Annotated in this window: 18 protein-coding genes; 11 read left to right on the forward strand and 7 right to left on the reverse strand. The window is 61.6% G+C overall.

The annotated features are described in order from the left end of the window. Positions 1-2: 2 nt before the first annotated feature. Positions 3-1,406: a cytochrome ubiquinol oxidase subunit I gene (locus VLA07_RS14845; protein ID WP_333989697.1), complete on the reverse strand. Its 1,404-nt coding sequence runs from the start codon at positions 1,404-1,406 to the stop codon at positions 3-5. A 107-nt stretch (positions 1,407-1,513) separates the two neighbouring features. Further along, a complete protein-coding gene (locus VLA07_RS14850; RefSeq protein ID WP_333989558.1) occupies positions 1,514-3,838 on the reverse strand; it encodes an FdhF/YdeP family oxidoreductase in 2,325 nt (774 codons plus the stop codon). Between the two features lie 357 nt (positions 3,839-4,195). On the opposite strand from VLA07_RS14850, the gene moaA reads away from it, so the two are divergent. Both moaA and VLA07_RS14860 read left to right on the forward strand, forming a co-directional pair. Then, positions 4,196-5,194: a GTP 3',8-cyclase MoaA gene (gene moaA, locus VLA07_RS14855; protein ID WP_333989559.1), complete on the forward strand. Its 999-nt coding sequence runs from the start codon at positions 4,196-4,198 to the stop codon at positions 5,192-5,194. 35 nt (positions 5,195-5,229) lie between these two features. Further along, complete coding sequence (locus VLA07_RS14860) at positions 5,230-6,129, forward strand: bestrophin family protein (RefSeq protein ID WP_103368906.1); 900 nt, start codon at positions 5,230-5,232, stop codon at positions 6,127-6,129. Between the two features lie 257 nt (positions 6,130-6,386). Here VLA07_RS14860 and VLA07_RS14865 read toward each other — a convergent pair whose 3' ends face one another. Then, positions 6,387-7,592 (reverse strand): molybdopterin molybdotransferase MoeA, encoded by a 1,206-nt coding sequence (locus VLA07_RS14865; RefSeq protein WP_333989560.1) that lies wholly within the window; start codon positions 7,590-7,592, stop codon positions 6,387-6,389. Continuing rightward, positions 7,589-8,128 carry a molybdenum cofactor biosynthesis protein B gene (moaB, locus tag VLA07_RS14870; RefSeq protein WP_027611709.1) on the reverse strand — a complete coding sequence of 180 codons (540 nt, stop codon included), beginning with the start codon at positions 8,126-8,128 and terminating at the stop codon, positions 7,589-7,591. Before moaB ends, VLA07_RS14865 begins: the two co-directional genes overlap by 4 nt. Before the next feature lie 285 nt (positions 8,129-8,413). Between moaB and VLA07_RS14875 the strand changes: the two genes are divergently transcribed. The 8 genes from VLA07_RS14875 to VLA07_RS14910 all read left to right on the forward strand — a co-directional run bounded on the left by VLA07_RS14875 (position 8,414) and on the right by VLA07_RS14910 (position 16,326). Continuing rightward, complete coding sequence (locus tag VLA07_RS14875) at positions 8,414-9,313, forward strand: LysR family transcriptional regulator (RefSeq protein WP_096796451.1); 900 nt, start codon at positions 8,414-8,416, stop codon at positions 9,311-9,313. A 243-nt stretch (positions 9,314-9,556) separates the two neighbouring features. After that, a complete protein-coding gene (gene fdhD / locus VLA07_RS14880; RefSeq protein WP_333989561.1) occupies positions 9,557-10,408 on the forward strand; it encodes a formate dehydrogenase accessory sulfurtransferase FdhD in 852 nt (283 codons plus the stop codon). Continuing rightward, a complete protein-coding gene (gene moaC, locus VLA07_RS14885) occupies positions 10,405-10,890 on the forward strand; it encodes a cyclic pyranopterin monophosphate synthase MoaC (RefSeq protein ID WP_027611706.1) in 486 nt (161 codons plus the stop codon). The genes fdhD and moaC overlap by 4 nt, the downstream gene beginning before the upstream one ends. Next, positions 10,887-11,138 carry a MoaD/ThiS family protein gene (locus VLA07_RS14890; RefSeq protein ID WP_095136553.1) on the forward strand — a complete coding sequence of 84 codons (252 nt, stop codon included), beginning with the start codon at positions 10,887-10,889 and terminating at the stop codon, positions 11,136-11,138. The genes moaC and VLA07_RS14890 overlap by 4 nt, the downstream gene beginning before the upstream one ends. Before the next feature lie 2 nt (positions 11,139-11,140). After that, positions 11,141-11,602, forward strand: coding sequence for a molybdopterin synthase catalytic subunit MoaE (gene moaE, locus VLA07_RS14895; protein WP_333989562.1), 462 nt, complete (start codon positions 11,141-11,143; stop codon positions 11,600-11,602). 68 nt (positions 11,603-11,670) lie between these two features. Next, complete coding sequence (chrA, locus tag VLA07_RS14900; RefSeq protein ID WP_333989563.1) at positions 11,671-13,014, forward strand: chromate efflux transporter; 1,344 nt, start codon at positions 11,671-11,673, stop codon at positions 13,012-13,014. Between the two features lie 516 nt (positions 13,015-13,530). Next, positions 13,531-14,895: a glutamine synthetase family protein gene (locus VLA07_RS14905; protein ID WP_333989564.1), complete on the forward strand. Its 1,365-nt coding sequence runs from the start codon at positions 13,531-13,533 to the stop codon at positions 14,893-14,895. A 147-nt stretch (positions 14,896-15,042) separates the two neighbouring features. Beyond that, complete coding sequence (locus VLA07_RS14910) at positions 15,043-16,326, forward strand: NAD(P)/FAD-dependent oxidoreductase (RefSeq protein ID WP_333989565.1); 1,284 nt, start codon at positions 15,043-15,045, stop codon at positions 16,324-16,326. A gap of 456 nt (positions 16,327-16,782) precedes the next feature. Here VLA07_RS14910 and VLA07_RS14915 read toward each other — a convergent pair whose 3' ends face one another. Both VLA07_RS14915 and VLA07_RS14920 read right to left on the reverse strand, forming a co-directional pair. Further along, positions 16,783-17,568 carry a DeoR/GlpR family DNA-binding transcription regulator gene (locus VLA07_RS14915; RefSeq protein WP_330206236.1) on the reverse strand — a complete coding sequence of 262 codons (786 nt, stop codon included), beginning with the start codon at positions 17,566-17,568 and terminating at the stop codon, positions 16,783-16,785. A 252-nt stretch (positions 17,569-17,820) separates the two neighbouring features. Continuing rightward, entirely contained in the window at positions 17,821-18,714 is an 894-nt protein-coding gene (locus VLA07_RS14920; protein ID WP_027611699.1) for a LysR family transcriptional regulator, read from the reverse strand. A gap of 84 nt (positions 18,715-18,798) precedes the next feature. Between VLA07_RS14920 and VLA07_RS14925 the strand changes: the two genes are divergently transcribed. Continuing rightward, positions 18,799-19,575 (forward strand): NAD(P)H-dependent oxidoreductase, encoded by a 777-nt coding sequence (locus VLA07_RS14925; protein ID WP_108183059.1) that lies wholly within the window; start codon positions 18,799-18,801, stop codon positions 19,573-19,575. Between the two features lie 89 nt (positions 19,576-19,664). On the opposite strand, the gene VLA07_RS14930 is transcribed toward VLA07_RS14925, so the two are convergent. Then, entirely contained in the window at positions 19,665-20,183 is a 519-nt protein-coding gene (locus VLA07_RS14930; protein WP_095136561.1) for a transporter suffix domain-containing protein, read from the reverse strand. Positions 20,184-20,250 lie beyond the last annotated feature (67 nt).

A 20,250-nucleotide genomic window follows, 5' to 3' on the forward strand; every position in this document is an offset into this window, starting at 1 on the left:
ACTCAGTGCTCCTTCATCGGGGCGGTAGCCGCCGAAATAGGTCGGCGCGGGGTTTGCAACTGATCGCCCTCCGGCGGATGTTCGTGATGGGGCTGCGGGCCCTTGCGCACCAGTTTCATCATGTAGCCGATGCCCACGGTGAACACCGAGCAGTAGATCACCACGAACAGCAACAGCGAGGTGCTCATCTGCGCCACCGAGTGGTGCGACGCGGCGTCATGGGTGCGCATCAAACCGTAAACGACCCACGGCTGACGCCCGACTTCGGTGGTGATCCAGCCGGCCAGCAACGCGATCAACCCGCTCGGCCCCATCAGCAACACCAGACGCTGGAAGCCGCGATGCTGATAGAGCTTGCCGCCACGACGCAGCGCCAGACCGAGCACACCGACGAGGATCATCAACATGCCCAGCCCGGCCATCACGCGGAAGCTCCAGAAGATGATGGTCGAGTTCGGCCGATCCTCTTTCGGGAAGCTCTTGAGCGCCGGGATCTGCTTGTCGAGGCTGTGGGTCAGGATCAGGCTGCCGAGGTACGGGATTTCCAGCGCGTACTTGGTCTTCTCCGCCTGCATGTCGGGGATGCCGAACAGCACCAGCGGCGTCGGGCCGTTGTCGGCGTTTTCCCAGTGGCCTTCGATGGCGGCGATTTTTGCCGGTTGATGTTCCAGGGTGTTCAAGCCGTGGGCGTCACCGACCACCGCCTGAATCGGTGCCACGATCAGCGCCATCCACAACGCCATGGAAAACATCCTGCGCACCGGCGCGGTATTGTTGCCGCGCAGCAAATGCCAGGCCGCCGACGAGCCCACGAAGAAGGCCGTGGCGACGAACGCGGCGATCGCCATGTGCGCCAGACGGAACGGAAACGACGGGTTGAACACAATCGCCAGCCAGTCCAGCGGCATCACCCGCCCGTCGACGATTTCGAAGCCCTGCGGCGTCTGCATCCAGCTGTTGGAGGCGAGAATCCAGAACGTTGAAATCAGCGTGCCGATGGCAACCATCACCGTGGCAAAGAAGTGCAAGCCACGGCCGACGCGGTTCCAGCCGAACAGCATGACCCCGAGGAAACCGGCCTCAAGGAAGAACGCCGTCAGCACCTCATAGGTCAGCAACGGCCCGGTGATGCTCCCGGCGAAGTCGGAAAAGCCGCTCCAGTTGGTGCCGAACTGGTACGCCATGACCAGCCCCGAGACCACGCCCATGCCGAAGTTGACGGCAAAGATCTTCGACCAGAAGTGGTAGAGATCGCGGTAGGTGTCGTCACGGCTTTTCAGCCACAGGCCTTCGAGTACCGCGAGGAAACTCGCCAGGCCGATGGTGATCGCCGGGAAGATAATGTGAAACGAAACCGTGAACGCGAATTGAATTCGCGCCAGGTCCAGTGCCTCCATGTTGAGCATGATGATGTCCTCATCCAGGCTGAAAAGCGGCAGCACGTCGCCGGGCCACCGCCAGGCGCGAACGCCTGCAGCCAGTCAAATTGCTATGAATTTTTATAGGTAGCGGGTCAGGCCAGCGACGACGGGATCAGGTTGCTGACCTTGGCCGCTTCGAGGCGAATCGCGACGAATTTCGAGGTCGGCGTGTAGGTCCGGTCGCCGTAGCTTTCCAGCGGCACCAGCGGATTGGTTTCCGGGTAGTACGCCGCGGCCTGACCGGGTGGAATGTCGTAGGCGATCAGGGTGAAACCGCTGACCCGACGCTCGCGCTCGTCATCCCACAGCGCCACCAGATCGACCTTCTGCCCCGGTTCGAAACCGAGGCGCTGGATATCCTGTTCGTTGGCGAAGATCACGTCGCGCATGCCGTAGACCCCGCGATAACGGTCGTCGAGGCCGTACAGCGTGGTGTTGTACTGATCGTGGGAGCGCATGGTCTGCAGGATCAGATCCGGCTTGACCGGCAGGTTGCGCACGCCTTCGCTGATCAGGTGTTCCGGCAGCACGCACGGGGTGAACTGGGCTTTGCCGGACTCGGTGTTCCAGACCCGATCCGAGGCGTCGTTGCCGAGGTGGAAGCCGCCCGGGGTCAGCAGTTTTTCGTTGAAGTTCTCGAAGCCCGGAATCACATCGCCGATCAGGTTGCGAATGCGCCCGTAGTCGCCCACGACCCACTCCCAGTCGATCGGGTGTTTGCCCAACGTGGCGGCGGCGATTCCGGCAATGATCGCCGGCTCGGATTTCAAGTGCGCCGACTTCGGTTTCAACTGACCGAACGACAAATGCACCATGCTGAAGGTGTCCTCCACGGTCACGCCTTGCGGGCCTTCGGCCTGGATGTCGATGTCGGTGCGGCCGAGGCACGGCAGGATCAACGCGTCGCGCCCGGTGACCAGATGGCTGCGGTTGAGCTTGGTTGAAATGTGCACGGTCAGGTCGAGTTTGCGCATCGCTTCGTGGGTGCGCGGGGTGTCCGGCGTGGCCTGGGCGAAGTTGCCGCCCAGACCGATAAACACCTTGGCCTCACCCCGCTCCATCGCGCCAATCGCCATGACGGTGTTGTGGCCGTGCATGCGCGGCACTTTGAAGTTGAAGCGCTTTTCCAGGGCGTCCATCAGCTCCTTCGGCGCCAGTTCATTGATGCCCATGGTGCGGTCGCCCTGCACGTTGCTGTGACCGCGCACCGGCGACAGGCCGGCGCCCGGACGGCCAACGTTGCCGCGCAACAGTTGCAGATTGATGACTTCCTGCAGGGTCGGCACCGAGTGCACGTGTTGGGTCAGGCCCATGGCCCAGCACATGATCACGCTTTTGGCGCGGCCATACATGCGCGCGGCCAGTTCGATATCGTGAAGCGGCACGCCGGACTGCTCGAGAATGTGCTCCCAGCTCGTGGCATCAACCTCCGCCAGATAGCTGTCCAGACCCGAAGTGTGCTCGGCGATAAACGCATGGTCGAACACCGGTTCGCCACCGCTGGCCTGGGCTTCACGCTCCCACTGCAGAAGGAATTTGACCATGCCGCGAATCATCGCCATGTCGCCACCCAGCGCCGGGCGGAAGTACGCGGTGTTGGTCGCTTCCCAACCGTTGCTGAGCATCTCGAGCGGGTTCTGCGGGTTCTGGAAACGTTCCAGGCCACGTTCTTTCAGCGGGTTGATGCACACCACCTGCGCGCCGCGTTTCACCGCTTCACGCAGCGGTTCGAGCATGCGTGGGTGGTTGGTGCCGGGGTTCTGGCCGATGACGAAAATCGCGTCGGCATGATGCAGATCCTCGTAGACCACGGTGCCCTTGCCCACGCCCAGCGTCTCGCCCATGCTCACCGCACTGGCTTCGTGGCACATGTTCGAGCAGTCGGGGAAATTGTTGGTGCCGAAGGCGCGGACGAACAACTGATAGAGAAACGCCGCTTCGTTGCTGGCCCGGCCCGAGGTGTAGAACTCGGCCTCGTGCGGCGATTTCAAGCCCTTGAGGTGTTCGGCGATCAGCGCGAACGCGTCTTCCCAGGTGGTTTCCACATAGCGGTCGACCCGCGCGTCGTAACGCATCGGGTGGGTCAGACGGCCCTGATATTCCAGCCAGTAGTCGCTTTGCTCGGCCAGGCTCGATACCGTGTACTTATTGAAGAACGCCGGGTCGACCAAACGCCCGGTGGCCTCCCAGTTCACCGCTTTGGCGCCGTTCTCGCAGAACTTGAGCATGCTCGCACCGGGTGCTTCACCCCAGGCACAGCCCGGGCAGTCGAAGCCGCCGTTCTGATTGGTCTTGAGCATGGCGCGGATGTTTTTCAGGGCGTTTTCACTGCCCAGCCAGCTTTTGGTCAGGCTGATCACAGCCCCCCAACCGGCAGCGGCACCCTTGTAAGGTTTGTAACGGTCGACTTGTGACATGGGACATCTCCATGACGATGCACACAGGCATGAACCTGATCTTGGTTAAACAGCGACGGCCGACTTTGCGCAGCAATAAAGTGGTCGTTTCAGTTGCCGGAGCAAGGATATGAACCGTTACAAAACATTGTCTAATCGCTATTTATGACCACATTATCGAAACCCTCTATCACGGCGAAAAACCCTTTATTTACGGGGTTTTGCGAAACTAAAGCGGTAACTTTCCAGAGAAAATAATTGATCATCGACGCGCTCAATCAAGCAGTCATAAACAGTGATTGGACGAGATCTGAAGTTGCCCATAATCTGCGCTAACCGGTTCCGTCCATGCGGACTTCCCACTTCTGCGAGGCTGTCATGTCAGAGCGTGTCTTGATCGATGGTTACAACCGCCGCGTCGACTATCTGCGCATGTCGGTCACCGACCGCTGCGACTTCCGCTGCGTGTATTGCATGGCCGAGGACATGCAGTTTCTGCCGCGTCAGCAGGTGCTGACGCTGGAGGAGATTTATCAACTGGCGCAGAGCTTCGTGACGCTGGGCACGCGCAAGATTCGCCTGACCGGCGGCGAGCCGCTGATTCGTCCGGGCGTGGTCAAGCTGTGCGAGCAGATCGCCGCCCTGCCCGGCCTGCGTGAACTGTGCATGACCACCAATGGCTCGCAACTGGGCAAACTCGCCGCGCCGTTGTTCGACGCCGGGGTCAAGCGCCTGAACATCAGCCTCGACAGCCTCGATCCCGAGCGCTTCAGACAGATGACCCGCACCGGTGATCTGGCGCAGGTGATCAGCGGCATCGATGCGGCGCGCAAGGCCGGATTCACCCGCACTAAACTCAACGTGGTGGTGATGCAGGGGCGCAACGATCAGGAGATCAACGATCTGGTGAGCTTTGCCATCGACCGCCAGCTTGACGTCTCCTTCATCGAGGAAATGCCGCTGGGGATCATCAGCGAACACAGCCGTGCCGAGTCGTTTTTCTCCAGCGCCCAGGTGCGCGAAAAGATCGCCGAGCGCTACACCCTGATCGACTCCGCCGAGTCGACCCAGGGCCCGTCACGCTACTGGCGGCTGGCCGAGGCGCCGGACATTCGTCTGGGCTTTATCTCGCCGCACAGCCACAATTTCTGCGGCACTTGCAACCGCGTGCGGCTGACTGTCGAGGGGCGCCTGCTACTGTGTCTGGGTAACGAGCATTCGGTGGATCTCAAAGCCGTGCTGCGCGCTCATCCGGGGCAACCAGAGCGGCTGGAGAAGGCCATCATCGAAGCGATGAAACTCAAGCCGTATCGGCACAATTTCGAAGTGAACGACGACGTTCAGGTCGTGCGCTTCATGAACATGACCGGCGGCTGAGCCGCCCTCACCCTGCGTAACCGGGATTGCCCAGCATGATCATCAGACCCAAGGTCAACCAATTCGCCATCCTCTTCACCCTCAAGGGGTCGATTGCCAAACGCATCGCCCTGCGCACCCTGATGGTCACCCTGCTGGCTTCTGCCATCGTGCTGATTGAAATGCTCCACCCGAGCAACTTCACCAAGGTCAACGCCACGCCGTTCACCCTGCTCGGGCTTTCTCTGTCGATCTTCATGAATTTTCGCAACAACGCCTGCTACGACCGCTGGTATGAAGCGCGCAAGGCCTGGGGCGATGTGCTGGTGCACATTCGTTCGGTAATTCGCGAAACCCATGTCATCCGCGAATCGGCGCAGCGCAAGCCGTTGCTGCTCAACCTCTGCGGGTTTGCTCATGCGCTGAATGCACGGTTGCGTCGGGAAAGCGAAGCGGCGGCCAGCAGCAAGTGGATCACCCCGCAACACGATGCGCAGGTGCCGGACTACAGCGGACGGATTCTGCAGCAGGTCGGCCAGCAGTGTTCGGATCTGCATCAAAGCGGCGAATTGAGCGAGTGGCGCTACATGCTGCTGGCCAATCACCTGACCAGCCTGACTCAGGCACAAGCGGTATGCGAGCGGATCAAGAACACCCCGCTGCCGTTCCCCTACACCCTGCTGCTGCACCGCACGATTTACCTGTTCTGCATCCTGCTGCCGTTCGCCATGGCCGAACCGCTGGGCTGGCTGACCCCGCTGTTCACGGCGATTGTCAGCTACACGTTCTTTGGTCTGGATGCGATTGCCGATGAACTGGAAGACCCGTTCGGCCGCGACGAAAACGATTTGGCAACCGACTCGCTGGTGCGCACCATCGAGCGTGACATTCTCAGCGAACTGGGCGAAACCGACCTGCCGCCGATGTTGCTGCCGGTGGACTATGTGCTGAGCTGAGCTCGCTCCCTCTGTAGGAGTGAGCCTGCTCGCGATAGCGGTCGCCCAGTCAGTAAAGATGTTGACTGTGCCGCCGTCATCGCGAGCAGGCTCACTCCTACAGGTTCCAGGTACACCCCGCAGAATGGCTGATCATCACACATCCGAATGTGGGAGCGAGCCTGCTCGCGAAGAGTGCTTGTCAGTCAACATTGATGTTGTATGACACGCCGCCTTCGCGAGCAGGCTCGCTCCCACAGTTTTGATTCGTGTTGGGGTCAGAACAGTTCACTGAAGGGAATGAAGCGCAGCTCATCCCCGATGTTGTGAGTACTGTTTTCCGGCACCTCCACCAGCCCATCGGCCCAGGTCGCTCCGAGCAAAACGCCGGAACTCTGGTTCGGATACAACACCGCGCGCCCCGCCTCCAGCCGCACCCGCAAGTACTCTCGACGACTGCCAGCCTTGTTCCAGGCGAACCCGGCATTCACCGTGAAGCTCAACGGCATGACCTCTTCCACGCCCTGAATGCGCAGCAGGTACGGCCGCGCCAGCAGGCCGAAGGTCACCAGCGCCGAGGTCGGATTGCCCGGCAGGCCAATCACCGGCACCGTGCCGAAATGCCCCACGGTCAGCGGTTTGCCAGGCTTGATCGCCAGCTTCCACAGCAGCGGTTTGCCGTCCTCACGCAGCACCTGCCCGAGGCAATCGGCATCGCCGGCAGACACCCCGCCGGTGGTCAGGATCAGGTCAGCCGCCACTTGCAGTTGCTCAAGCTTGAGCCGCGTCTGCGCCGGGCGATCCGGGAGGATCCCGGCGTCGATCACCTCGCAGCCCAGTTCCTTCAGCCAGTGGCCGAGCAGCACACGATTGCTGTTGTAGATGCTGCCGGGACGCAGCGGCAGGCCCGGCTCGACCAGTTCGTCACCGGTGGACAGCAGCGCCACGCGCGGGCGCCGCACCACGTGCAACTGTGCCAGCCCTTGCCCGGCGGCGACCGCCAGTTCGAACGGCCCGAGGCGTTTGCCGGCACGCAGCAGGATGTCGCCGACGCGGTTTTCCTGACCCTGCGCGCGAATGTTCTGCCCCGCCTTCAAAGGCTGCAAAAAACGCACGCGGCCGTCCTCCAGCACTTCGACGTTCTCCTGCATCTCGACGCAGGTAGCACCAGGTGGCAACGGTGCGCCGGTAAAGATCCGCGCGCAGGTGCCGGGCAATAGCGCGTCCGGTGCCAGACCGGCGTAGACCTTCTGCGACACCTTCAGCGGCTGACGATGCAGATCGGCCAGGTTCAAGGCATAACCGTCCATGGCGCTATTCGGCCATGGCGGCAAGTCGAGCGAGGCGACCAGATCACTGGCCAGCACCCGCCCACGTGCCTCGTCGAGCGGCAGAATTTCGCTATCGGCCAGACGTTGCTCATTGGCCATGCCGAGCAATTGGTCGAGGGCGTCCTCGACCGGCATCAACCCTGCCTTGCTCATCCGCGCGGCCCACAGGCAGCGACTGATTTGAGGTGCGGCACAAAGTTGCACGGGCGATGGCGGTTATCCAGTTGCTCGGCGAGGATGCCTTCCCACGCTGTGCGACAGGCACCGGTCGAACCCGGCAGGCAGCACACCAGCGTGCCGTTGGACAGCCCGGCCAGCGCTCGGCTTTGCACGGTCGAGGTGCCGATGTCGAGAATCGAAATGGCGCGGAACAACTCGCCAAACCCGTCGATCTGCTTGTCGAGCAGACAGGCCACCGCTTCCGGCGTGCTGTCGCGCCCGGTGAAACCAGTGCCGCCGGTGATCAGCACCACCTGAATGCTGTCGTCGGCAATCCAGTGCGCGACCTGGGCGCGGATCTTGTACAGGTCATCCTTGAGCAGGTTGCGTTCGCTCAAGGTATGACCGGCCTCCAGCAAGCGGCTGACCAGCAATTGGCCGGACGTGTCGCTCGCATAATCGCGAGTATCGCTGACGGTCAGTACGGCTATGTTCAGGGGGACAAACAGGGCATCCGCTTTCGCACTCATGGGAATCTCCGGCAGTAATCAATCAGATTGCCAAGCAGCCTAAGTGCCACTTATGAGTACTGTCTAATCACTCTGGCCAACCACATTATCGAGCTGCTCTATCGGCGCCGTTGACCTCGGCCAACGCCTTTGAAACCATGGGCGATAGAGCTGATCGATAGGCTTTTCAATTCTTCCGATTGGACGCAGATACAGGCAGGTGAGATCGTCACACCTCGCGTTTTTCGTGCGCTGCGCGCATCTGCGTCAATACTCCATTCAATTTCTCAACGAGCAGGTGCCTGCGTGGACATCAAACAACTCAAGTTCCTGATCGCACTGGACGAAACCCGACACTTCGGCCAGGCCGCCGCCCGCTGCCACATCACCCAGCCGACCCTGTCGATGCGTCTGCGCAATCTGGAAGATGAGCTGGATCTGGTGCTGGTCAATCGCGGTCAGCGCTTCGAGGGTTTCACCCAGGCCGGCGAACGGGTGCTGGCCTGGGCGCGCACGCTGCTGGCCGCGCATGACGGCCTGTTCGCCGAAGCGGCGGCGTGCCGCGGGCAACTGGTCGGTAGCTTGCGCCTGGGTCTGGTGCCGCTGAGCAATTTCAACCCGGTCAATTACATTCAGAGTTTGTCCGGGACCTATCCGGAGCTGAAATTCAGCCTGTCGTCGGGGAGTTCCGACGAGATCATCGCCGGTTTGGGCAACAACCAATTGGATCTGGGCGTGTGTTATCTGGACCACGTCAACCCGAACTACTTCGATTTTTTCGAGATCGGCGAAACCCGCGTCGGTCTGCTTTACGACAACCGTCACTACCATTTCGAAGGCTCGGAAATGAGCTGGGAAGACGCCGCCGAACTGCCGCTGGGGATGATCACCACCGGCATGCATTACCGCAAATCCATCGACCTGAGCTTCCGCAGTCGCGGGCTGAATCCGCAGCCGATCATGGAAAGTGATTCGACCTATCAGCTGCTACAGGCGATTCACCAGGGCTTCTGCTGCTCGATCATGCCGCTGGACAGCGGGCTGGAAGAGCCGATCGAACACCTGTCGTTCATGCAACTGCCGGATGCCAGCGTGCTGGCGCCACTGGGGCTGGTAATGCGCAAGACCGAGCCGCGTTCGGCGATTGCCGAGAAGTGTTTTGCCGAGGCGCGCAAGTTGTTCGGGGTTGAGGTGCCGGAGGTTTGAGTGACATCTCCAGACATTGATGCTGGCTGTCAGACCGCCTTCGCGAGCAAGCCCGCTCCCACAGGTTGAATGCATTTCAATTGTGGGAGCGGGCTTGCTCGCGAAGAGGCCCGCCCGACCAACACAAACCCCGAGGTGAATCGGTCATCGACCCACCCAATCACCAGATCAGAACAAGCGATTGGACGCACTTTTAACACCCCCGTAGCCTGAACCCACTTCAGCGCTTCGGGACTTTTCAAGATGCTCTGCCACGTCGAATCCAACACCGAATCCAACACCGAACCCAACGCCCCCGCCCCCGCCCCGCAACCGTCACAGGTGGCGTTTCGCGAATACCTGCCGCACGCCCCGCTCTCGCACGTCGCCCTGGCCGCGGAGATCGCCCTGGCGATCACCTTCAACGGCCTGAGCCAGGCGGTGATGATGGTCTCGCCCGGCAACCTTGAAGATTTCATCCGGGGCTTCAGCCTGAGCAACGCGATCATCGACAGCGTTGACGAGATCTACGACATCCGCCTGAGCCATTTCGATCAGGCCTGTCAGGCCGAGGTGCAGATATCCAGTCGCGCGTTCTGGGCGCTGAAAGATCATCGTCGGCAGATGGCCGGCACCAGCGGCTGCGGCATCTGTGGCGTCGAGGCGCTGGAGCAGGCGTTGCCGCAACTGCAGATTCTGCAACCCTGCGCGCTGCCGCCGGCCGCGCATTTTGACGGTATCCGCCAACGCATCGAACAGGCTCAGCAACTGGCCCGCAGCAGCGGCGCCCTGCACGCGGCGCTGTACTTCGATGCCAGCGGTGAGGCGCTGTTGTGCCGCGAAGACATTGGCCGGCACAACGCCCTCGACAAGCTGATCGGCGCGATGCAAATCGCTGACGTCGATGCGCGCCAGGGCTTCGTGGTGGTCACCAGCCGTTGCAGCCTGGAGCTGATCCACAAAGCCGTGCGCGCCCGACTTGGCACCCTTGTCAGCCTGTCCGCCCCCACCGCGTTGACGGTGCGTTGGGCGCTCAAGCATCGGCTCAATCTGATCCACGTACCGCACCGCAACGCCCCCCGAATCTACAGCCCGATCCAGGAGCTTTTGCCATGAGCAACACCCTCACCCACCTTGATGATCAGGGCCGCGCCAACATGGTCGACGTCAGCGACAAAGCCGCGACTCGCCGCGAAGCCACGGCGCAGGCCTGGGTGCAGATGCGCCCGGAAACGCTGCAGATGATCCAGGCCAACGGTCACCCCAAGGGCGACGTTTTCGCCGTGGCGCGCATCGCCGGAATCCAGGCGGCCAAACGCACCCACGAACTGATCCCGCTGTGCCATGCGCTGCTGCTCAGCTCGATTCACGTTGAACTCAAGGCCTGCGAACCGGACCGCGTGCAGATCACCAGCACCTGCCGCCTCACCGGCCAGACCGGCGTCGAACTTGAAGCCCTGACCGCCGCCAGCGTCGCGGCGCTGACCATTTACGACATGTGCAAAGCCGTGGACCGGGCCATGGTCATCGGCGACATCCGCCTGCTCAGCAAACAGGGCGGCCGCTCCGGACACTTTCAATGGGAGGACGCGCAATGATCCTGATCAACTACTTCGCCAGCTACCGTGATCGCCTCAATCTGGGCGGGGAAAAAATCCCCCTGAGCGACGACCTGACCTGCATCGAGGACGTACGGCAGATGCTCATGGCCCGCGGTGAGGAATGGCGCGAAGTGCTTGGCGCCGGCAACCTGATGTGTGCGTTGAACCAAGAGCTGTGCCAACCGAGCGCGGCGATCGAAGACTTCGACGAGATCGCGTTTTTCCCACCGGTCACCGGGGGCTGAGCATGACGGTTCGAGTTCAGTACAAAAGCTTCGACGTCGGCCAGTTGACCGCCGACCTGCATGCGCGCAATCCACGGGTCGGCGCGGTGGTGAATTTCATCGGCTATGTGCGTGATCTGAACATCGGACAGAGCGTGAACGAGCTGTTTCTCGAGCACTATCCGGGCATGACCGAAAAAGCCCTCGAACGGATCGCCGCCGAGGCACGCCAGCGTTGGCCGCTGCTGGGAGTGGAGATTGTGCATCGGGTCGGCGCACTGGCGGTCAGCGAGCCGATCGTGTTCGTCGGTGTCAGCAGCAAGCACCGGCACATGGCGTTCGAAGCCTGCGCGTTCATCATGGACGTGCTCAAGATCCGCGCGCCGTTCTGGAAGCGTGAAAGCACAGCGCAGGGTTCGCATTGGGTCGAGGCGCGGGAGAGTGACCAGAATGCGGCGCTGCGCTGGAGTCTGGCGCATGCCTGAGCGCTATTTGATTTAACAAAAGCCTGATTAGATAGCGGCTCCGACAGCAGCCACCGCAGGAGCCGCGTTTGAACACCTCACCTGAAGATTTGCCCAAACCCGCTCCCGTCACGCGGCGGCAGGCCTGGCGCTTCTGGCTCAAGCTCGGCTGCATCGGTTTCGGCGGCCCGGCCGGGCAGATCGCGATCATGCATCAGGAACTGGTCGAGCGCCGGCGCTGGATCTCCGAGCGGCGCTTTCTGCACGCGCTCAACTACTGCATGTTGCTACCCGGCCCCGAGGCCCAGCAACTGGCGACCTATATTGGCTGGCTGTTGCATCGCACTTGGGGCGGGGTGATCGCCGGGGCGCTGTTCGTGCTGCCGTCGCTGTTCATCCTGATTGCGCTGTCGTGGCTGTACATCGCGTTCGGTGACGTGCCGGTGGTGGCCGGAATTTTCTACGGAATCAAACCGGCGGTGACCGCGATCGTCTTGCACGCCGCGCACCGTATCGGCTCGCGGGCGCTGAAAAACAGTTGGCTGTGGGCGATCGCCGGGGCGTCATTCGTGGCGATCTTTGCCTTCAATCTGCCGTTCCCGCTGATCGTCCTCGGTGCAGCGTTGCTCGGCTATTTTGGCGGACGCCTGGCGCCACAGCGCTTCAACAATGGCGGGCAGCGCAGCAGTGCCGAATCCTTCGGCCCGGCGCTGATCGATGACGACACACCGACACCTGAGCATGCGCGATTCAGCTTGCCGAAGCTGTGGCAATTGCTGTTGGTTGGCGCAGCGCTGTGGTGTTTACCGATGGGCCTGCTGACCGCGCTGTTCGGCTGGGATGGCACCTTCACGCAAATGGGCTGGTTCTTCACCAAGGCCGCGCTGCTGACGTTTGGTGGCGCTTACGCGGTGTTGCCCTACGTCTATCAGGGCGCGGTCGGGCACTACGGCTGGCTGACGCCGACGCAGATGATCGACGGCCTCGCCCTCGGCGAAACCACGCCCGGGCCGCTGATCATGGTGGTAGCGTTTGTCGGTTTCATCGGCGGTTATGTGCAACCGACGTTCGGTGCGGAACATGCATTCGCCGCTGGCGCACTGGCGGCGACGCTGGTGACCTGGTTCACCTTCCTGCCCTCGTTCCTGTTCATCCTCGCCGGCGGACCGCTGGTGGAATCGACCCACAATGAATTGAAATTCACTGCACCGTTGACCGCTATCACCGCGGCGGTGGTCGGGGTGATTCTCAACCTGGCGTGTTTCTTCGCTTATCACGTGTTCTGGCCCAACGGATTTGCCGGGCACGCGGATCTGTTTTCGATCGGACTGGCGCTGCTGGCTGCGTTGGCGCTGTTCCTTTTCAAGCGTGGAGTGATCGAAGTGTTGATCGTTTGCGCCCTTGCCGGGCTGGGCTTTCATCTGATGCGCTGAATCCTGGCCTGCGAATCTCCCGTTTACACGCCCGCGAATTCCCCCTTACTATCCGGGCACACCGGTCGGCGGGCCTGCCCCGCCACCGACGTTTTCCGCCAACGGAAACACGCGTTATGAGCACGTCACCACAACAACCAGAAAGGTTGAACGTCTCCGCTGTGTGCGCCCTCTGTCACAAGGGCCGCGCATGAATCGCATCGTCAATCTCCCCATGGCCCTGCGCCGTTCCAAGCTGCGTCACTCCGCACGCCCGCCGGATATCGCCTGCTGATTTCTGTCAGTCAGTAAAGATCCATTGTGGCGAGGGAGCTTGCTCCCGCTGGACTGCGTAGCAGTCCCCTGCCTTTGAATCAAAAAGCGAGAGCCGCTTCGCGCCTCAGCGGGAGCAAGCTCCCTCGCCACAGGTTCTGTGTCACGTCTGACTGATCTCCATTTGATATCCCTGCCGGGACGCCTTCAATGCGTCCGGCCCGATCCTGCGCGCCCATGCGGCGCCATCGTGAGTGATTGACCATGAAATTCGCAGCCATCGAAGACGCACGCCTGTTCCTTGAACAGAACCCCGATATCGACATGATCGAGCTGTTCATCCTCGACGCCAATGGCGTGCCGCGCGGCAAGCTGTTGCACCGCGAGGAACTGCTCGCCGTATACGAAAGCGGACGCCCGCTGCCCAGCACCATCCTTGGCCTGACCGTGCAGGGCGAAGACGTGGAAAACTCCGGGCTGGTGTGGGACGTCGGCGACATCGACTGCCGCGCCTACCCGCTCGAAGGCAGTCTGGTGCGCCTGCCGTGGCGGCAGATTCCGACCGCAGCGGTGCAGGTCAGCATGCACCCGAGCGAGGGAATGCCGGCGAGCATCGCCGACCCGCGTCATCTGTTGATCAAGGTGATCGACGGCCTCAAGGCCGAGGGTTATCACCCGGTGATGGCGTGCGAGCTGGAGTTCTATCTGCTCGACGCCAAACGTGATCACAACGGTCGCCCGCAACCGGCGCTGGATGCCGACGGTGGCCGACCGCGACACACCCAGGTCTACGGTTTGCGCGAACTGGAGCAGATCGAACCGTTCCTCGCCGACCTCTACAGCGCCTGCAAACTGCACGGCATTCCGGCGCGCACAGCGATCTCGGAATACGCCCCGGGCCAAGTGGAAATCACCCTTGAACACGGCGACGCGTTGCTCGCGATGGATCAGGCGGTGCGTTACAAACGCCTGGTCAAAGCCGTGGCACACAACCACGGCATGCAGGCGACATTCATGGCCAAGCCGTTCGATGATCTGGCTGGCACCGGGATGCACATGCACGTCAGCCTCGCCGATGCCGAAGGGCGCAATCTGTTCGCCGCCGAAGATCCAGCGGGCACCCCGCTGCTGCGTACGGCGATTGGCGGCATGCTCGCTTCGCTGCTCGATACGTTGCTGCTGTTCTGCCCCAACGCCAACTCCTACCGCCGCTTTCAGGCCAACAGCTATGCGCCTTTGGCGCCGACCTGGGGCGTCGACAACCGCACCGTCAGCCTGCGCGTACCGGGCGGCCCGGCCAACACCCGGCACATCGAACACCGCATCTGCGGCGCCGACGCCAACCCGTATCTGGCGGCGGCAGCGATCCTCGCCGGGATCCATCGCGGGATTCGTGAAAATCTTGATCCGGGCGCGCCGGTCGAGGGCAACGGCTATGCGCAGGCCAAGGAATTGCTGCCGACCGATTGGCTGACGTCGCTGCAGGCGCTGGAAAATTCGGTGTGGGCACGGGATGCCCTGGGGCAGGAATTTCTCGGGGTGTACCTGGCGGTAAAGCGTGCCGAGTACCGGCAGTTCATGGCCGAGGTGGGTGAACAGGATTGGCGCTGGTATCTGACCGAAGCCTGAAGCCTCACCACTAACCCCTGTAGGAGTGAGCCTGCTCGCGATAGCGGTGTGTCATTCAGCAATAAGGTGTCTGACATGGCCTCATCGCGAGCAGGCTCACTCCTACAGGGGACCGCGTACAACCGAAGAATTTGTGTGGACACCGACATGACCCAACGCTGCAATTCCTACTACACCGCCACTCTCAACCAGGACACCGACTACCCGACCCTGCAGGGCCGGCATCAGGTCGATGTGGTGATCATCGGCGGCGGTTTCACTGGCGTCGCCAGCGCCGTGGAACTCGCCGAAAAAGGCCTGAAAGTCGCCATCGTCGAGAGCCACAAGATCGGCTGGGGCGCCACCGGACGCAATGGTGGCCAAGTCACCGGCAGCCTCTCCGGCGACGGTGCGATGCGCAAACAGATGCGCCCGAAACTCGGCGATGAAGTCGACGATTTCATCTGGCACCTGCGCTGGCGCGGGCATGAAATCATCCGGCAGCGCGTGGCGAAATATGGCATTCAGTGCGATCTCAAGCACGGTCATCTGCACGCTGCTTACAAGCCGAGCCACATGGACGGTTTGCGCAATGATTACGAGGAAGCCGTGCGTCGCGGCCTCGGAGACGAGGTCCGCCTGCTCGACCGCAGCCAGGTGCGCGACCTGCTGCAAAGCGACCTCTACCACGGCGCAATCAAGAACACCCGCAATATGCACCTGCACCCGCTCAACCTGTGCATCGGCGAAGCGCGGGCGGCGGAAAGTCTAGGTGCCTTGATCTTCGAGAACAGTGAGGTGCTGGAGATCATTCACGGCAAAACCCCAGGGGTGCGCACCGCCCACGGCCAGATCGACGCCAATCAGGTGATGCTCGCCGGCGACGTTTATCACAAGCTCGAACCGGGCCAGCTAAAGGGCAAGATTTTCCCGGCCATGGGTGGCATCGTCACCACCGCGCCGCTGGGTGATCTGGCGCGGCAGATCAACCCCGAAGACCTCGCGGTGTACGACTGCCGTTTCGTCCTCGACTACTACCGCCTCACGGCCGACGGGCGCCTGCTGTTCGGCGGCGGCGCCAACTACAGCGGCAAGGATTCACGGGACATCGCCGCCGAACTGCGCCCGTGCATCGAGCAGACCTTCCCGGCGCTCAAAGGGGTGCAGATCGACTACCAGTGGAGCTGCGCGATGGGCATCGTGATCAACCGCATCCCGCAACTGGGCAAGCTCTCGGACAACGTCTGGTATTGCCAGGGCTACTCGGGACACGGCATCGCGACGACGCACATCATGGGCGAAATCATGAGCCGCGCGATCACCGGGCAGATGGAGCAGTTCGAGACCTTTGCGCAGTGCCAACACATCCGGGTACCGATGGGGGATTTGCTGGGCAATCCATTGTTGGCGGCGGGGATGTGGTATTACCAGATGCTTGAAAAGTTACGTTGATCGCACTGGCCCCTTCGCGAGCAAGGCCGCTCCCACAGGTTGATTGCATTCCAAATGTGGGAGCGAGGCTGCTCGCGAAGAGGCCAGCAGCCGCACACAAATCTCAATCAGGCAACTGCTCCCCCATTGAAATGCACTTCAAATGTGGGAGCGGGCTTGCTCGCGAAGGCGCCAGCAGCCTCACTACAACTCTCACTCCGGCAACTGCCTCCCCATTGAAATGCATTCCAAATGTGGGAGCGGGCTTGCTCGCGAAGGCGCCAGCAGCCTCACTACAAATCTCACTCCGGCAACTGCCCCCCCATTGAAATGCATTCCAAATGTGGGAGCGGGCTTGCTCGCGAAGAGGCCAGCAGCCGCACACAAATCTCAATCAGGCAACTGCTCCCCCATTGAAATGCACTTCAAATGTGGGAGCGGGCTTGCTCGCGAAGAGGCCATCAGCCGCACAAAATCTCAATCAGGCAACTGCTCCACCACAATCCCCAACCGCCGATAATCCTCGACACTCCCCGACGCCACATGCCGCTCGGTTATCAGCGTATGCAGGCGCGTGCACGACGCCACCACAAACGGCTCCACCGCGCCGAGCTTGTCCGCCGTGGTCACCGCAATCACCCGCGCCGCGCTGTCGAGCAGCGCCTGTTTCACCGGTACTTCATCGAAGTGCAGCGAGGTGATGCCCACCTCCGGGTGAATCGCACAGACGCCGGTAAACGCCAGATCCGCCTTGATCCCGGCCAGCATGCGCACCGCCTCGTGCCCACTGGCCGACATCGTGCGCGGGTTCAGTTGTCCCCCGGCCAGAATCACTTTCACCCCCTTGTATTCCGACAAGGCAATCGCTGTCATCGGCGCGGCGGTCACCGCAGTGATCTGGATATCCGCGCGCAACGAGCGCGCCACCTGCAACGCGGTCGAACCGGAATCGAACAGCACAATCTGCCCGTCCTCGACCTTTTGCGCCGCCAACTGCGCCAGCCGCACTTTTACCTCATCGGTCTCTTCCAGCCGGGTGAAGTAATCCTTGCCGCTGTCCTTGGGCCTTGGCAGCGCCCCGCCATGCACGCGCTGCACCAGCCCGGCGTTGTCCAGTTCGGCGAGGTCGCGGCGGATAGTGTCTTCGGACACAGCGAAGTGCTGGCTCAACTCGGAGGCCATGACCTTGCCGTCGCGTTCGAGGATCAGGAGGATTTTCTGCCGGCGCAGGGATGGCAGTTCGGTGACCGAATGATCGTGCATGGTTTTGCCTGTTTATGCTTGTAGTTGCAGGTTTTGCCGAGACTAGCGAAAGCTTTGGGCAAACACAAACCGGCCGGTATCAATTGTTTCGATCATTGGAATCAACATGCCGAATTTTTTCTTTGCATTCAGTCTGTTCAGAATGGCCTCACTTTAAAAAGGCTCAGGATGAACAGCTGATGAATCTCAATTTTGCGTTTGCGTGCATGATCGTGGTGTCTTTTGCGATTGCGTTGGGCCACGCCTGATCCGTCACACCGACGCCGCCAGATGCTCACGCAACCATTTGTGTGCCGGATCGCGATGCGCGCGCTCGCCCCAGAACATCGCCATTTCGTAGCCCGGCACCGGCAACGGCGCATCGACTACCTGCAACGCCGGGTTGTCGCGAACCAAGCGTGACGGCAGCATCGCCACCAGATCGGTACTCGCCAGCACCGACATCACCATCAGAAAATGCGGCACCGACAGCACCACTTTGCGCGCCAGGCCGACCTCGGCCAGCGCCTTGTCGGTCACCCCGAAAAAGCCCCCGCCCTCGCGGGACACCATCACGTGTTCCAGTGCACAGAACTGTTCGCGAGTCGGCTTACGCTTCAACCCCGGATGACCGATACGCCCGGCCAACACGTAATGCTCGGTGAACAGCACCCGTTGATGCAGATCCAGCGGCGCCTCTTCGGTGATGTGCAGCGCCAGATCAAACACGCCCTGCTCCGCTTGCCTGGCCAACTGCGCCGGCATCAGATCGAGCACTGCCAACCGCGTGCCCGGCGCCTGAGTGCGCAAACCGCTGAGCGCTGGCAGCACCACCGTCGATTCGCCGTAATCGGTCGCCGCAACTTTCCAGATGTGGCGGGCCTGCGCCGGATCGAACGCGCTGGCCGGCGCCACCGCGCGTTCCAGTGCTTCCAGTGCCTCGCGCAACGGCTCGCGCAGTTCATCGGCCCGCGCCGTCGGGCGCATGCCCCGTGGCCCGGGCAGCAACAGCGGGTCGCCGAAGATCTCGCGCAGCTTGGCCAGGTGCACGCTCACCGACGGCTGCGACAGGCTCAAGCGCTCTGCGGCGCGGGTTACGTTGTGTTCTGCCAACAACACGTCTAGGGTCAACAGCAAGTTGATATCCAGACGTCGTAAATTATTCATGGCTATACCTGACATATCAGACATTCATTTCCAATATACCGATCAAGGATTGATCCTGCCTGCACTCAACCAAGGAGCTGCCACATGAATGTGCTACTGGTCTACGCCCACCCCGAACCTACTTCGCTCAACGGCTCGCTCAGGGACTTCACCGTCCAGCGTCTGCAAGCCGCCGGCCACACCGTGCAGGTCTCCGACCTGTATGCGATGAACTGGAAGACCACGATCGACGCCGATGACGCGCCCGGTCGCGATGAAAGCCGGCCATTCCACGCCTCGATCGATTCGAAACTGGCTTACCAACAGGGCCGGCAGTCCGCCGACATCGCCCGCGAGCAGGAAAAACTGTTGTGGGCCGACGCGCTGATCCTGCAGTTCCCGCTGTGGTGGTTCACCATGCCGGCGATCCTCAAAGGCTGGGTCGAGCGCGTGTATGCCTACGGGTTTGCCTACGGTGTCGGCGAACACTCCGATGCGCGCTGGGGCGAGCGCTACGGCGAAGGCAAGATGAAAGGCAAACGCGCGATGCTGCTGGTCACCACCGGAGGCTGGGATTCTCACTACAGCCCGCGCGGGATCAACGGGCCGATTGATGATTTGCTGTTTCCGATTCAGCACGGCGTGCTGTTCTACCCCGGTTTCGACGTGGTGCCGCCCTTCCTGGTGTACCGCGCCAGTCGCATGGATCAAGCGCGGTTTGCCGAGACCTGCGAGGCACTGGGCACGCGTCTGGATGAGTTGTGGAGCACGCGGCCGATAGCGTATCGGCAGCAGAATGCCGGGGATTACGAGATCCCGGCGTTGACGCTCAAGGATGATGTCGCTCCGGGTGAAGAAGGCTTCGCCGCGCATTTGCGTTGATGCCCGGAACAGATCGCAGCCTTCGGCAGCTCCTACACAGGAATCAGGTTTTCCCTGTAGGAGCTGCCGAAGGCTGCGATCTTTTGCTTTCAGACAGACACCACCCGCGCCGTGCGCACGAACAGCGCATGCGCCTTGTCCCAGAAGTTGCCGCCGAGCACAAAGAAACTGCCGATGAACATCAGGTCGCCAAGCAGTTGCAGCTGCCAAAGATTGGGGCGCAATCCCGGCCAGAAGTTATCGAAATACGGTTCCAGAAACGCCGTCACCAACGGCAGCCAGAACATCACCACACCGATCCGGTGCCGCATCGGCCCGACCTGATCGACCGGGGTCGGAATGATCCCCGACACGTAGCTGCCGATCTTGCGCTTGAGTTCGGCAAACCCGGCCTTGCCCATCACCGCGATCACCAACAGCAACAGCACCTTGTTGCTGATAAACAGCACCCCGGTCAGCGCCGCGACTTTCGAGCCGGGGACATCAAGGCTAGCCGCCAATGGCACCATCAGCCACGAGCCGAGCATCACGCAAATGATTGCTACACCGGCCTTGAAGCGCCAGGTGGCAGGGGTGCTCGGTACAACCGAATCCTGTGAGGTGTCCATGGTTTCGTACCTTTTGATCGAGGGCGCGGGGGGTTGAGGAGCGCTTGAAAAGCGTAGCAGCAGAAAC

The organism is Pseudomonas sp. S3(2024), assembly GCF_036861315.1.
Lineage (GTDB): Bacteria > Pseudomonadota > Gammaproteobacteria > Pseudomonadales > Pseudomonadaceae > Aquipseudomonas > Aquipseudomonas putida_A.